Genomic DNA, 13,265 nt, shown 5'->3' on the forward strand with positions numbered 1-13,265 from the left:
CCTTATTCAGCCTCGCCTTCGCCTTCAGCTTCGTCAGCTTTGGCGCCTTTCGGCTTGTGTACTGCAACAACAGGCAGGTCGTGATCTGAGCCTTTTGTCAGCTCAGCCAGTTCAACGCCTTCTGGCAGTTTCAAGTCGGAAAGGTGCAGGATTTGCTCAACCTGTACGGAAGTCATGTCAACTTCGATGAATTCAGGCAGGTTAGCGGGTAAACAGATTACTTCAACTTCTGTTTGTTGATGAGAAATGCTGCCGCCGCCCTGGCGTACGCCTTCACACTTATCTTCGTTGATGAAGTGCAGGGGAACGTTTACGTGCAGTTTTTGATCTTTTTGTACGCGGAGGAAGTCGGCGTGCATGATGATCGGCTTGTACGGATGGCGTTGCAGATCTTTCAGGATGACGGACTCATTGGTTCCTTCAACGTCCAGAGTCAGAATGTGAGAGTAGAACGCTTCATTCTGCAGGGCGTGGCTTAGTTGGTTGTGGCTAACAGAAATTGCTACAGGAGCAGTTTCGCCACCGTAGATGATGCCAGGAACCTTGCCGTCAACGCGACGTAGGCGGCGGCTCGCACCTTTCCCCTGAACGTCACGCTTTTCAGCGTTTAAGCTAAATTCATTACTCATGATGATTTCCTCAGTTTTGAACCCGGCAGGCCCGCGACCAGACCTGAAGGGCGTTGTGGTTACCGGTCGAAAATCGCCGGCGTCTTAAACAAACAAAGCTTCCTGAGAGGAAGCTTTGTCGCTTTATCCCGATGTGGCGGGATAATTATCCGAACATGGCGCTGATCGACTCTTCGTTGCAAACGCGGCGAATCGATTCGGCCAATAGGCCCGCCAAAGAAAGCTGGCGGATTTTATCACACTTCTGGGCTTTGTCACTCAATGGAATTGTGTCTGTGACCACAAGTTCATCCAGGACCGAGTTCTCGATGTTTTCGATGGCTGGGCCGGATAGGACGGGGTGAGTGATATAAGCAATGACTTTACTTGCGCCATGCTCTTTCAGTGCATTAGCCGCTTTGCAAAGTGTCCCTGCCGTATCCACGATGTCGTCGACCAGAATGCAGACCTTGTCCTGCACTTCGCCGATGATGTGCATAACCTGGGCTTCGTTGGCTCGTGGGCGACGTTTGTCGATGATGGCCAAGTCTGCATCGTCCAGGCGTTTGGCGAATGCGCGAGCGCGTACAACGCCGCCGACATCCGGAGATACGACAACAAAATTCTCAAAATTGCGACGCTCTATATCGTCAAGCATAACCGGGGTGGCGTAAGCGTTGTCCACAGGAATGTGGAAGAAGCCCTGAATCTGGTCTGCGTGAAGATCGACGGTCAGTACGCGATTGATGCCGACGCCGGTAAGAATATCCGCCACTACTTTTGCGCTTATGGGGACGCGGGAAGAGCGTGGTCTGCGATCCTGGCGGGCGTAGCCGTAATAAGGGATTACAGCGGTGATTCTTCCTGCCGAAGCTCTTCTCAGCGCATCAGCCATAACCACCAGCTCCATCAAATTATCATTGGTGGGGGCGCAAGTGGGCTGGATAATGAAAACGTCCCGACCGCGCACGTTTTCATTGATTTCCACCGATACTTCACCATCGCTGAAGCGGGTGACGGCGGCGGCGCCCATAGGGATATGGAGCGTATCAACGACGTTCTTGGCAAGTTCGGGGTTTGCTTGGCCGGTAAAAACCATTAACTTGGACACGGGACGTACCTTCATAATAGCGTCTAGGCAAATAATGAATTTTTAAAGGAATGGATTTTGAAGTTGGCTGGGGTGGTAGGATTCGAACCTACGCATGACGGGATCAAAACCCGCTGCCTTACCGCTTGGCTACACCCCAGTGGAGTCGCATCTCTGCTGTTAGTTTTAATGATTTCGCCATTGTTTGAGTTCGTTAAGAACTGGCGATTCATTAATGCTCTTGGCGACAAAGCCTTGATATTTTGTCGGCATTTGGGAGAGAACATATTCCGCTCGCTTTTTGTCGGAGAAGCTTGCAAAAATGCAGGCCCCTGTTCCGGTTAATCTAGCTGGCGAAAACTGATCTAGCCAATTTATCGCCTCGCGAATCTCTGGGTACATCCTGCAAACCACTGTTTCACAGTCGTTTCGGAGGTTTTCGAGATCTCCCTCAAGAGCGGGCGCTATTGTGCTTTTTGGTGTGTCTCTTGTCAACCACTTATCTGAAAAAATTTTCGCGGTAGATATATGAAGATTTGGGTGGACGACTAAATACCATTTTTCCTGAGTGTCAACGGGATGGAGTATGTCTCCCACGCCTTCAGCGAAAGCCGTCGCGCCGCGGACGAATACGGGTACGTCGGCGCCCAGTTTTAACCCAAGCGCAGCTAAAGTCTCGGTATTGATATCGGCATTCCACAACCTATTTAGCGCCAACAATGTCGTTGCTGCGTTTGAACTGCCGCCGCCTATGCCGCCGCCCATTGGCAGCTTCTTATTTATATAGATGGATACTCCGCTGATTTGCCCGGCCTTGTCTGGGCTTGTCGCCGTAATATGTTCTTTCAATAAGCGGGCGGCTTTGATGATGAGGTTGTCGGCTTCTGGCACGCCAGGGAGGCTTGGCTCCAGCGTTATACGTTGATCATCCCTGGGAGTGAAGCTCAGGCTGTCGCCGTAATCCAACAATTGAAACAACGTCTGTAATTCATGGTAGCCATCGGGGCGTCTGCCGGTGATGTGTAGAAAAAGATTAAGCTTGGCGGGAGAGCTTAGGGTCAGGGTTTCGTTGCGCATAAAAGAGTGAGTAGGTTAAAGCTGGTTATTGCCGGGGTGAGATTAAGGCGCTCAGGGGCGCCATTCTGTTATGGCCAGCTTGACGCGGGCGTCTTCGCTGGTAAGGGTGATTTTTTCCGGTAGCGACAGATCGCCGACTTGTTTGAAACGACTATATTCAACCAGCCAGCCGTTTTGTTCGATGCTGATCAGCTCCCCATCAACGCTAAAGGTAAGTTGGTTAGGCTCTCTGACGTCAGGCACGCCGCGCACCCAATAGGGGAGTGATTCGATCGGTATCGACCAGCCGAGTGCGTGCTCCAGTAGTTGCTGAGGGCGTTCGGAGAATAAAGGCTCATTGTCGGGCTGCGAGAGGCGGATGCCTTTGGGCGAGCCTTCTATCTGTGTGGCGCCCAACCCCAATAAAGAAGAAGAAACATGAATGGCGAAGCGCTCGCCCTGTTGATTCCACTCATTGATGATGGCGCTATCCAGTCGATCGCCTCTGCGTACGCTCAGCTTGCCTTGCAGCCGCCAGTGGTCGAACGCCAGTAGTGCGCTTTTACGTTGTGACCAGTCATCTGGCGCATTTAGCGTTGTTTCTTTGGGTGGAGTTAGCTGACAACCGCTCAAAGCGACCAGAGTTGTTAGCAGGGTGGCGAAAAGGCGTCCGCCAGAAAATGTTTTTGACATCTATCGCGTCCGTTTACATGGATTGCTTGGCTGGATTGACGGACGGGCGTGAAAGGCGCCCGTCCGAAAATATGTTATGGGGGAATTAAAGGTCTACGTTCAGGCGCTTTAGGGTTTCATTCAGAAGCTGATGATCGGGTTTTGTATTCAGCGCTTCGCGCCATATATTTTTTGCATCGTCCTGTCTGCCCAGTGACCAGAGTACTTCGCCCAGGTGGGAGGCGACCTCTGGATCAGGAAACTTGGAGTAAGCTTCTTGTAGAAAGCCAACTGCTTCGCCAGATTTGCCTAAACGGAACAGCACCCAGCCCATGCTATCGAGTATGGCGGGATTGCCAGGGTCCAGCTCTAACGCTTTGTTGATCAGGTTGTATGCCTCTTGAGTGCGCTCAGTGCGGTCTGCAAGGGTGTAGCCCAGTGCGTTCAAGGCGACGGCGTTGTCTGGATCAAGAGCAATAATATGGCGCAGGTCGTCTTCCATACCTTGCAGTAAACCCATGCGGTCTTTCAGCATGGCTCTGGCGTATAACAATTGCAGGTCTTCGGGATATTCCTCCACCGCTTGGTTTGAAAACTTCAACGCGGCGTCAAGGTCATCCAGCTCCAGCATGAGGTTGATTTGCAGTTCCCATAATTGACTGGCCTGGGAGGGTAAATTCTCCCGGGCTTCGGTGAACGCGGCTTCCGCTTCGCTTTGGCGACCGGAGCGGATCAGCAGGTAGGCGGAGCGAGCCAAAGCGTTAAAATAGTGGCCGCCGCGGGTCACGTTCTGATAATGCTGGATGGCGTCTTCAACTCTGTCTTCCTGATCGGCGATGCGCGCCAGATAAAAGTGAGCTTCATTGAGATGTTGCCCTTGCTTGACCAGTTCTTCTAAGTGCTTACGGGCTTCCTGGATATGCTGATTTTCCAGGGAGACCAGCGCATAAGAGAGTTTGAGGTGCGGCGTATTAGGGAAGCGATTCATCAGCTCCTTATATATAGACTGCGCAGCGTCGAAATTGTGCGCCTCAATCTGCGTGCGGGCGTACAGCGCGCCTACTTGTACTTCATCGGGATGCTTGGCGTACTGTTTTTTCAAATACGCGAGAGAAACATCAACGCCTTTGACGCTCTTCAGGAGGCGGGCGCGCAAGGCTATCACCGCCGGATTGTCTGGTGAGGTCTTTAGCAGCGGGTCGGTGCTGGCGAGCGCTGCTTCTTCCATGCCGTTGATTTCCTGCAGCACGGCGTAGCCGTACATGAGCTCCCCGTTTTCCGGATGACGCTCCAGAATCTTCTTGTACAGGTTGAGCAGTTCTTTCTTTTCCTCGTCGGTCAGGTTTTTGGCATGGACGGCGAGGCGGTCGAACGTTGTCGGCCCTTCAAGCTCCAGCACCTGCTCCATATGAGACAACGCTTCTGGATACTGCTTTTGTTTGATGAGCTGGAAGGCGGCCAATTGGTGAGCGTCTACGTTGTCCGGCTCCACTTCGGTCCACAGCAGCGTCATTTCGGTCATGGCCGCGTCGTCTTTAATATATTGCGCGGCGTTGAGCGCTCGGCGTATAACGCCGATGTCGCGGGTTTCGCGGGCGACTTTTAGATAATTCTGCAGCAACATATCGACCTGTCCGCGTTGTCCCGCGATTTCCGCGGTAAGCAAGTCCAACAAAGTGGAGCGGCTGAATTGTTGCGGGTAAGGAGATTGTGCGTCCGGGGCGGGAGCAAGCTCGGTGTCATCGTAGGCTTGGAGCACCGGGATGGGGCGTTGCGTGACGGGGTCCGTCACCTCTTGTGCTTTTTGCAGGCCGGCGATCTGACTGCAACCGGGGAAAACAACACAAACCACCGCGCTGAGCAGCGCTCGATGCAAATATTTCATTGATACTATCTTATTACCGGTCTTATGACGTTTTATCGAGAGGTTTGCTGACAAGCTAGCATATACCTCCTACTTAGCATAGCTCTATTCATTAAAGCTTGTTAACCGCTCGAAGCCTTTATTGATGTGATGTAACCCCTTCTCTTATCGGTCTATTTTGCAATGCTTTTCAACCAGGCGGGAGGGAAGGCGGGGAGCGGCAATTTTGGGATTGGCCGCCTATAATTTGTTTTAGATTAAAACTTCGCCGCCGCGATTTCGGTATATTTTTAAGATAAGTCATTGTACGCAGCGGTCAGCGCGTTAAAATGGTCGCCGGCTTGGGAGATGTCCTGGTTGTTATGGCGCTTTTTGTTATAAGTATTAATCATAAAACCGCCCCGGTTGCGATCCGGGAGAAGGTGGCGTTCGGCCCGGAAAAGCTGGCTGATGCGCTGGAGCGCCTGCGCTGCCGCCCCGACATCGACGAAGTCACAATCCTTTCCACGTGCAATCGCACGGAGTTGTACTGCGCCACCCCGGGAGAACCGGATGAAATAAGCCTGATAGAGTGGCTTGGGCAGTACCATCAAGTCAGCCTCACCGAGCTGAAAGCCTGCTGCAATATATATAATGATGAAGATGCTGCGCAGCACATGATGCGCGTCGCCAGCGGCATTGATTCCATGGTGTTGGGCGAGCCTCAGATTCTTGGGCAGATGAAAGAAGCGCATGCTTCCGGCAGAGCCGCTGGTTCGTTGGGCGGCCCACTGGATCGCCTGTTTCAGCATGCATTCGCTGTCGCGAAGCGGGTGCGGACCGAGACGGCGATTGGAGAAAACCCCGTCTCCGTTGCTTATGCGGCGGTAAGCATGGCGTCGCATATTTTCTCCAATATGGAGCAGAATACCGCCTTGCTGATTGGCGCCGGCGAGACGATTGAGCTGGTGGCGCGTCATTTGTACCGCGCCGGGGTGCGTTCTCTGATTGTCGCCAATCGCACGCTCTCCCGGGCCAGAGATCTGGCCGCTGAATTCCATGGCAGCGCTATAGGGCTTTCCGACATCCCGGAATATCTGCACCGTGCGGATATCGTTATCGCTTCCACCGCCAGTCCGCTGCCTATTCTTGGCAAAGGCGCGGTGGAGAAGGCGCTCAAGCGACGCAAGCATAAACCCATGTTTATGGTGGATATCGCTGTTCCCAGGGACATAGAGGAAGAAGTCAGCGAACTCGCCGACGTATATCTCTATACCGTCGACGATCTGCGTCAAGTCATCGAAGACAACATGAAGTCGCGAGAAGGCGCCGCTGAAGAAGCTGAGCGTTTGATTGCGGCAGGCGCCGCGGATTTCATGTATCATCTGCGCGCTCTTGATTCGGTGTCGGTTTTGCGGCGCTTTCGCGACCAGGCGGAAGGCGTCCGCGACGCAGAGCTGCAGAAAGCCATCAGACTGCTTAACCGGGGGGACGACCCCGAATCCGTCCTGCGCATGCTGGCTCATGGACTCACCAATAAGCTGATACACCATCCTACCGTTCAGGTTCGTCGCGCTTCCGCGGAAGGGCGTCAAGAAGTGACTGGCTGGTTGCGGGATTTGTTTCAGCTTCCGGATGAAAAAGTTAACAACGATTAGCGTCCGTTGAGGCCGGAATCCGGCCAACCTCTATCCCCGTTTCGGTCGACTGCGTAATTTCACTATGGTTATTGGTTTATGAAAGAATCGATTAAGTTAAAGCTCGATCTTTTGAAAGATCGTTATGAGGAAGTGGGGGCGCTGCTCTCCGACCCGGATATCATCAGCGTCCAGGAAAAATTTAAAGAACTGTCGAAAGAATATGCGGAACTGGAGCCGGTGGTGCAGTGCTATCAGGAATACCAGAACGCGTTAAACGCCATTGAAGAGTCCAAGTTGTTGCTTAACGACAGCGATGCGGACATGCGGGAAATGGCGAAAGAAGAACTGGCTGCGGCGGAAGAGTCCAGCGAGCAGTTAGAGAAAGATCTGCAGATTCTGTTGTTGCCCCGCGATCCGCGTGATGGCTCCAACGTGTTTCTTGAAATTCGCGCAGGGACCGGCGGTGATGAGGCGGCTATTTTCGCAGGCGACTTGTTCCGCATGTACTCCCGCTACGCCGAACTGAAAAAGTGGAAAGTGGAGATTGTCAGCGAAAGTCCTGGCGAACATGGCGGTTATAAAGAAGTGATCAGTCGCGTTGCCGGCGATAATGTTTTCAACCTGCTGAAATTCGAATCCGGCGCGCATCGTGTGCAACGGGTGCCGGAAACGGAGTCGCAAGGCCGCATTCACACCTCCGCCTGTACGGTGGCCATTCTTCCTGAAGTTGAGGAAGTGGGCGACGTGGACATCAACCCGGCGGATTTGCGTGTGGACACTTACCGCGCCTCCGGGGCGGGTGGTCAGCACGTTAACAAAACTGACTCCGCCATTCGTATCACCCACTTACCGTCAGGCATCGTCGTGGAATGTCAGGACGAGCGTTCGCAGCACAAAAACCGCGCCAAAGCCATGTCGTTGCTGAAAGCCAAATTGCTTTCTTCCGCGCAGGAGAAACAAGCGAAGGAACAGGCTCAGACGCGTAAATCGCTGGTAGGCAGCGGCGACCGCTCCGAACGTATCCGCACCTACAATTATCCGCAAGGGCGTATCACAGATCACCGCATCAATCTGACTTTGTACAAACTGGAGGAAGTGGTGCAGGGCGACCTTGATCCAGTAATCCAGCCCTTGCTGCAAGAGTATCAGGCGGAGATGCTGGCCAGCATCAGCGAATAAGCGATAAACCGGGACCGGACTTATGCGCATAGACGAAGCCCTGGCTTGGGCGAAAAGCCGGCTTGAGACGGAAAGTCCCAGGCTGGACGCCGAAGTGCTGCTTGCTCATGTCTTGGGAAAAGGGCGCACTTATCTGATCAGTCATAACGACAGTGTGTTGGATGAGCCTGCGTTGCAGGCCTACCAGCGCCTCATCGCCGAGCGTGAAACAGGTCGACCGGTGGCGCACTTGATCGGCAAGCGGGAGTTTTGGTCGCTGGAGTTTCAAGTTAGCCCCGCCACGTTGATTCCCAGGCCGGAAACCGAATTGCTGGTTGAGTTGGTCCTGGAGGAAGCGGCTCCTGCAGGCGCCAAGGTACTGGATTTGGGTACTGGAACAGGCGCCATCGCCTGTGCGTTGGCGCATGAACGGCCCGACTGGCGCTTCACGGCGGTGGATGTCAGTCAGGAGGCGGTTGAGCTGGCGACGACGAATGTTTTGTCGCTTGGACTGACGAATGTACGATGTCTGCGGTCGAACTGGTATGACGCAGTCGGGGACGAGCAGTTCCATGTTATTGTCAGCAATCCGCCTTATATTGATGCGCTGGACATTCACCTGACGCAAGGGGATGTGCGCTTTGAACCGGCCTCCGCACTGGTGGCGGCGGATCATGGTTTGGCGGATATTCGCATGATCGCCGCTGGCGCCGGACGTCACCTGCTGGCAGGCGGCTTGCTGGCGGTGGAGCACGGCTACGATCAAGGCGCGGCGGCGCGTGAAATTTTTTCTACTGCCGGCTATGTTGACGTGCGGACACATCAGGACTTGGCGGGGCATGACCGAATCACCCTGGGGCGCTTACCTGAATAGAGTCGGCGCGCCGTGGTATGGAGGAACCTATGCGGGATGAAATGAACGATACGCTGCTGATGCGTTACAACCGGCAGATCATGATGCCGGATTTTGATATCGCCGGTCAGGAGGCGCTGCGAAACAGCTCCGCGCTGGTTATCGGGTTGGGCGGTCTTGGATGTCCCGCCGCCATGTATTTGGGCGCGGCCGGTTGCGGACGTATGGTGTTGGCGGATTTTGACGCAGTGGACTTGTCCAATCTACAGCGTCAGATCGCTCATAGAGAGCAGGACGTTGGCGTCAACAAGGCTGAGTCCGTGCGGCGCGCCCTCGCTGACATCAACCCGGATGTCAGAGTAGAGACCATTACGCAGCCTTTGCAGGATGAATTACTGGCTGCCGCTGTCTCTGATGTGGATGTTGTGCTGGATTGCACTGATAATTTCGCCACCCGATCGGCGGTTAATGAGGCTTGCGTGCAATACGGCAAGCCCTTAGTGTCAGGAGCGGCGATTCGCTCCGAAGGGCAACTGGCGGTGTTTGATCCACGCAGAGACGATGCTCCCTGTTATCACTGCCTATACGGAATGTTGTCCGAACAGCAACTGACCTGCTCCGAGGCGGGCGTCATGGCGCCTTTGGTTGGCGTTATTGGCAGTCTGCAGGCGCTGGAGGCAGTAAAAATCCTTAGCGGATATGGCGACGTCTGCGCCGGCAGACTGCTGCTGTTTGATGGAAAAACCATGCAGTGGCGCGAATTCAAGGTGCGCAAAGATCCGTCATGCGCTGTGTGCGGATGAGGTCGAGTTTTTAAGCTCCCGAAACGCCTGCAACGCTCGCTCGCGACTGGCTTTCAAATCCACAATCGGAACGGGATAGCCCAGCCGACTCCTGACGTCAGACGGGGGCTGGTGGATGAGTTTGGCCGATAGTTCGGCCAGCTCGGGCGCATAGTGACGAATAAAGTCTCCGTTTGGATCGAACCTTTCACTTTGCGCTACCGGATTGAACATGCGGAAATAAGGCGCAGCGTCAACGCCGGTGGAAGCGCTCCATTGCCAGCCTCCGTTATTGGCTGCGAGGTGGCCGTCTATCAGTTTACACATGAAGTAACGCTCGCCCAGGCGCCAGTCGAGCAACAGGTTTTTGCTCAGAAACATGGCGCAGATCATGCGCAGCCGATTGTGCATCCAGCCAGTCTGATTCAACTGCCGCATTGCGGCGTCGACGATAGGGATTCCCGTTTTCCCTTCGCACCATGCCAGAAAGTCTTTTTCAGAATGTCGCCATTGCAGGTTTTCTGTCTCCTGCTTGAAGGCTTTCGTCATGCTGATGCGAGGAAAGTCATACAAAATATGAATGTAGAAATCCCGCCAGATCAATTCATTAATCCAGGTGTCTACGCCTTCGCTTGCATTTGGCGATGCATGGCGATGTCGCTGCGCGGCGTGAAAGCATTGCCGCCCGGAAAGCACGCCCAAAGCGAGGTAGGGGGACAGTTGGCTGACCCCGTCAATGGCGGGAAAGTCTCGTTGTTCATGGTAACGGTCAACTTTGTGCTCCAGAAAGTCGTCCAGCTTCTGCAAGGCGGCGTCCTCTCCGGCGGCGTAAGTCTGCGAAGAGACCTTGTCAAAGCCTGAGACGGACTCCGGTACGTCACCCTCGGGTGTTTGCATTGGCGATGGCTGCTTCGCTGGCTCCGGCCAAAGTTCAATGTGCTCCGGACATTGTGAAAACCAGGCGCGTTTATAGGGGGTAAAAACGGCATAGGGAGTACCCTGGCCGGTACGGATGGAGCCCGCGGGAAGAATGCTTTGATCGCGAAACTTAAGGGCTTCCAGGCCTTCAGCGTTCAATGTCTCCTTGACAGCTTTGTCTCTGCGTCTTTCATTAACGCCAAACTCTTCATTAAAGGTTAACGCGCTACATTGATGCTGTTGCATAAGCGTAAGAAGCTTGGTCGGCGCCTCGTCAAAGCGGGGAGCGTCCAGAATAAACAGGGGAATATTCAGTTTGGCCAGCTCAGCTTGCAATGCTTTGAGGTTGCGCAACATGAAGTCCAGTTTGATATCCGCCATGTCATGACTGCGCCATTGCTCAGGGCTCACCAGGAAGCAGGCGATCAGCTCTGAGTTTTGCTCTCGGGCGCGTTGGGCGGCGGCGTATAATGCCGGGTTGTCGCGGGTGCGCAGGTCGTTGCGGAACCAGTGCAGGGTTCGCGGCATGTGATCTCCTTGAGGGATTATTTGTTTGCGATTTGCGTATCTCGGGTTATTTTATTTACGCATAAAGTTTATGAATGGACGCCCCGGAAGAAAACTTTCCGGCGCGGAATAATTGTGGAGTGGCTGTGAAGCATGTTGAGTGGATGTGAGAATGACTGAAGGCGCAGTGAACAAGCTGGAAGAGACGGCGAAAAGCGATCCTCAAGGTGGAAAAGAGCATTTGGTGGTCGGCTGGCGGGAGTGGGTGGCGTTGCCGGAACTGGGCATCCCCAGAATCAAGGCGAAAGTTGATACTGGAGCGAGAACTTCCGCGCTGCATGCGTTTGAATTGGAGTCTTATGAGTCGCCGATGGGGACTCGGGTGCGCTTTGCGATCCACCCGGTTCAGGGCGATAGCGAGAAAGTCATTGAGTGCGATGCGGCGGTGATCGATCGGCGCATGGTGTCGGACTCCGGCGGCCACCGGGAAATGCGCTTTGTGATCAGTACGCTGCTACAGGTGGGCGGATATGCCTGGCCGGTGGAGATGACGCTCACCAATCGCGACAGCATGCGCTTCCGTATGTTGCTGGGACGCACAGCAATGGAGGGCCGGATACAGGTGAATCCGGCTGCCTCCTATCTGATGGGGAAAATCAGGAAATCATAGATTGGCTTCCGCAAATTCCGCCAGGGCGGATCTGGGCACGCCGCGTAAGTGAACGTGCGCGCCGTGCTTGAAGCCGCGGAAGCGCTCGGTCATATAAGTCAGGCCTGAGCTGGGTGCATTCAAGTAAGGGGTATCGATTTGCGCCAGGTTGCCGAGGCAGACCACCTTACTGCCGTTGCCGGCCCGGGTGATAATCGTTTTCACCTGATGCGGCGTGAGGTTTTGGCACTCGTCAATAACGATCAGACTGTGCTGGAAACTGCGGCCGCGGATATAGTTCAGCGATTTGAACTGTATTGGCACTTTTTGCAGGATGTACTCCACGCTGGCGGACATGTTTTCATCATCGTGATGCAGCGCCTCCAGGTTATCGGTAATGGCGCCCAGCCAGGGCTCCATTTTTTCCGCTTCGGTGCCGGGCAGGAAGCCGATGTCCTCGTCGAGCCCCTGAGTGCTGCGGGTGACGATAATGCGCTTGTAGCGTTTGCTCGCTACGGTCATTTCAATCGCTGCAGCCAGAGCCAGAATGGTCTTGCCTGAGCCGGCGGCGCCGGTCAGATTCACCAAGTGAATGTCCGGGTCCAGCAATAATTGGAGCGCGACCGCCTGATAGATATCACGGGGCGTCAATCCCCAGGCTTCTTGCTGTAACAGCTTGTCGCGAGACAGGTCGCGCACCACCATGTGGTCATCGCGGAAATCAGAAACGCGTCCTACGAATCCTTGCTCGTCAATGATGAAGTCATTACGATTCAGGTCTTTCAGTTCCGGCAGACGCGGTATGACGTGTTCGGTGAGCCCGTCTTTCTGCAGCGTCTCCACCTTGTTGATGTTGTCCCAGAAGCTGTGGTTAAACTCCTGATAGCCTTTGGGCAGCAGATCAATATCGTCGATCAACTGGTCGGTGTGATAGTCCTCAGCCTCCACGCCGCAAGCCCTGGCTTTCAGACGCATGTTGATGTCTTTGCTCACCAGGATGGTGGGGCGGGATTTGTGTTTGCTCTGGAGCGTCACCAGCGCGTTGATGATCTTGTTGTCGTTAAGCGTTTCTGGCAGTTGCACCTGATGGGCGCCTTCCAGGTCCATCAGAATGGAAATGGTTCCGAGAGGCTCGCCTTTAACGACACGTACAATAGGGACGCCTTTTTCTATCTCTTTTGGCGTGGCGTCCCCCAGTAATTTATCGATCAGGCGTATCGCCTGACGGCAATCGGCGGCAATGGATGATTTGCCGGACTTCAGACGGTCTAACTCCTCCAGCACAGTAATGGGAATGACGACTTGGTGTTCTTCGAAGTTGAGAATGGCGTTTGGATCGTGAATAAGGACGTTGGTGTCAAGCACATAGTTCTTCAATTGCGAACGGGATCGCGCCATGCTTTATTTCCTTTGCCGGTTGATGAGCAGCAACGTGTCTGGGAGTGGTTGGCGCAGGCTGCGCCTGATGGTCGAGTGCGAGGATGTATGA

12 protein-coding genes and 1 tRNA gene are annotated in these 13,265 nt (G+C 54.2%); 5 read left to right on the plus strand and 8 right to left on the minus strand.

Going from position 1 to position 13,265, the window contains the following annotated elements:
- Positions 1 to 2: 2 nt before the first annotated feature.
- The 6 genes from HCH_RS07810 to HCH_RS07835 all read right to left on the minus strand — a co-directional run bounded on the left by HCH_RS07810 (position 3) and on the right by HCH_RS07835 (position 5,311).
- The gene (locus HCH_RS07810) at positions 3 to 629 is read right to left on the minus strand and encodes a 50S ribosomal protein L25/general stress protein Ctc (RefSeq protein WP_011395644.1); all 627 of its coding nucleotides are present in this window, start codon (positions 627 to 629) and stop codon (positions 3 to 5) included.
- 145 nt (positions 630 to 774) lie between these two features.
- Positions 775 to 1,719: a ribose-phosphate diphosphokinase gene (locus tag HCH_RS07815; RefSeq protein WP_011395645.1), complete on the minus strand. Its 945-nt coding sequence runs from the start codon at positions 1,717 to 1,719 to the stop codon at positions 775 to 777.
- 64 nt (positions 1,720 to 1,783) lie between these two features.
- Positions 1,784 to 1,858 (minus strand) — tRNA-Gln (locus HCH_RS07820).
- 26 nt (positions 1,859 to 1,884) lie between these two features.
- Positions 1,885 to 2,775: a 4-(cytidine 5'-diphospho)-2-C-methyl-D-erythritol kinase gene (gene ispE, locus HCH_RS07825; RefSeq protein ID WP_011395646.1), complete on the minus strand. Its 891-nt coding sequence runs from the start codon at positions 2,773 to 2,775 to the stop codon at positions 1,885 to 1,887.
- 51 nt (positions 2,776 to 2,826) lie between these two features.
- Entirely contained in the window at positions 2,827 to 3,447 is a 621-nt protein-coding gene (gene lolB / locus HCH_RS07830; protein WP_011395647.1) for a lipoprotein insertase outer membrane protein LolB, read from the minus strand.
- Between the two features lie 85 nt (positions 3,448 to 3,532).
- Positions 3,533 to 5,311 carry a tetratricopeptide repeat protein gene (locus tag HCH_RS07835; RefSeq protein WP_011395648.1) on the minus strand — a complete coding sequence of 593 codons (1,779 nt, stop codon included), beginning with the start codon at positions 5,309 to 5,311 and terminating at the stop codon, positions 3,533 to 3,535.
- A 341-nt stretch (positions 5,312 to 5,652) separates the two neighbouring features.
- Here HCH_RS07835 and hemA point away from each other — a divergent pair, with 341 nt between their 5' ends.
- The 4 genes from hemA (at position 5,653) to HCH_RS07855 (ending at position 9,723) form a co-directional block, all read left to right on the plus strand.
- Complete coding sequence (hemA, locus tag HCH_RS07840) at positions 5,653 to 6,927, plus strand: glutamyl-tRNA reductase (protein ID WP_011395650.1); 1,275 nt, start codon at positions 5,653 to 5,655, stop codon at positions 6,925 to 6,927.
- 78 nt (positions 6,928 to 7,005) lie between these two features.
- Complete coding sequence (gene prfA / locus HCH_RS07845; protein WP_011395651.1) at positions 7,006 to 8,088, plus strand: peptide chain release factor 1; 1,083 nt, start codon at positions 7,006 to 7,008, stop codon at positions 8,086 to 8,088.
- Between the two features lie 22 nt (positions 8,089 to 8,110).
- Positions 8,111 to 8,941 carry a peptide chain release factor N(5)-glutamine methyltransferase gene (gene prmC, locus HCH_RS07850; protein ID WP_011395652.1) on the plus strand — a complete coding sequence of 277 codons (831 nt, stop codon included), beginning with the start codon at positions 8,111 to 8,113 and terminating at the stop codon, positions 8,939 to 8,941.
- A gap of 29 nt (positions 8,942 to 8,970) precedes the next feature.
- Positions 8,971 to 9,723 (plus strand): molybdopterin-synthase adenylyltransferase MoeB, encoded by a 753-nt coding sequence (locus tag HCH_RS07855; protein ID WP_011395653.1) that lies wholly within the window; start codon positions 8,971 to 8,973, stop codon positions 9,721 to 9,723.
- On the opposite strand, the gene phrB is transcribed toward HCH_RS07855, so the two are convergent.
- Positions 9,703 to 11,148: a deoxyribodipyrimidine photo-lyase gene (phrB, locus tag HCH_RS07860; protein WP_011395654.1), complete on the minus strand. Its 1,446-nt coding sequence runs from the start codon at positions 11,146 to 11,148 to the stop codon at positions 9,703 to 9,705. The two genes, HCH_RS07855 and phrB, sit on opposite strands and share 21 nt — an antisense overlap.
- Before the next feature lie 151 nt (positions 11,149 to 11,299).
- On the opposite strand from phrB, the gene HCH_RS07865 reads away from it, so the two are divergent.
- Positions 11,300 to 11,797 carry an ATP-dependent zinc protease family protein gene (locus tag HCH_RS07865; protein ID WP_049780875.1) on the plus strand — a complete coding sequence of 166 codons (498 nt, stop codon included), beginning with the start codon at positions 11,300 to 11,302 and terminating at the stop codon, positions 11,795 to 11,797.
- On the opposite strand, the gene HCH_RS07870 is transcribed toward HCH_RS07865, so the two are convergent.
- The gene (locus HCH_RS07870) at positions 11,792 to 13,174 is read right to left on the minus strand and encodes a PhoH family protein (protein ID WP_011395656.1); all 1,383 of its coding nucleotides are present in this window, start codon (positions 13,172 to 13,174) and stop codon (positions 11,792 to 11,794) included. The genes HCH_RS07865 and HCH_RS07870 overlap by 6 nt on opposite strands.
- Between the last annotated feature and the right edge of the window lie 91 nt (positions 13,175 to 13,265).

Source organism: Hahella chejuensis KCTC 2396 (assembly GCF_000012985.1).
GTDB lineage: Bacteria > Pseudomonadota > Gammaproteobacteria > Pseudomonadales > Oleiphilaceae > Hahella > Hahella chejuensis.

Excerpts from the sequence above, each read along its gene's own strand:
- HCH_RS07810 (WP_011395644.1), bottom strand. The coding sequence starts at position 629 with ATGAGTAATGAATTTAGCTTAAACGCTGAAAAGCGTGACGTTCAGGGG.
- ispE (WP_011395646.1), bottom strand. The coding sequence starts at position 2,775 with ATGCGCAACGAAACCCTGACCCTAAGCTCTCCCGCCAAGCTTAATCTT.
- lolB (WP_011395647.1), bottom strand. The coding sequence starts at position 3,447 with ATGTCAAAAACATTTTCTGGCGGACGCCTTTTCGCCACCCTGCTAACA.
- HCH_RS07835 (WP_011395648.1), bottom strand. The coding sequence starts at position 5,311 with ATGAAATATTTGCATCGAGCGCTGCTCAGCGCGGTGGTTTGTGTTGTT.
- hemA (WP_011395650.1), top strand. The coding sequence starts at position 5,653 with ATGGCGCTTTTTGTTATAAGTATTAATCATAAAACCGCCCCGGTTGCG.
- prfA (WP_011395651.1), top strand. The coding sequence starts at position 7,006 with ATGAAAGAATCGATTAAGTTAAAGCTCGATCTTTTGAAAGATCGTTAT.
- prmC (WP_011395652.1), top strand. The coding sequence starts at position 8,111 with ATGCGCATAGACGAAGCCCTGGCTTGGGCGAAAAGCCGGCTTGAGACG.
- HCH_RS07855 (WP_011395653.1), top strand. The coding sequence starts at position 8,971 with ATGCGGGATGAAATGAACGATACGCTGCTGATGCGTTACAACCGGCAG.
- phrB (WP_011395654.1), bottom strand. The coding sequence starts at position 11,148 with ATGCCGCGAACCCTGCACTGGTTCCGCAACGACCTGCGCACCCGCGAC.
- HCH_RS07865 (WP_049780875.1), top strand. The coding sequence starts at position 11,300 with ATGACTGAAGGCGCAGTGAACAAGCTGGAAGAGACGGCGAAAAGCGAT.
- HCH_RS07870 (WP_011395656.1), bottom strand. The coding sequence starts at position 13,174 with ATGGCGCGATCCCGTTCGCAATTGAAGAACTATGTGCTTGACACCAAC.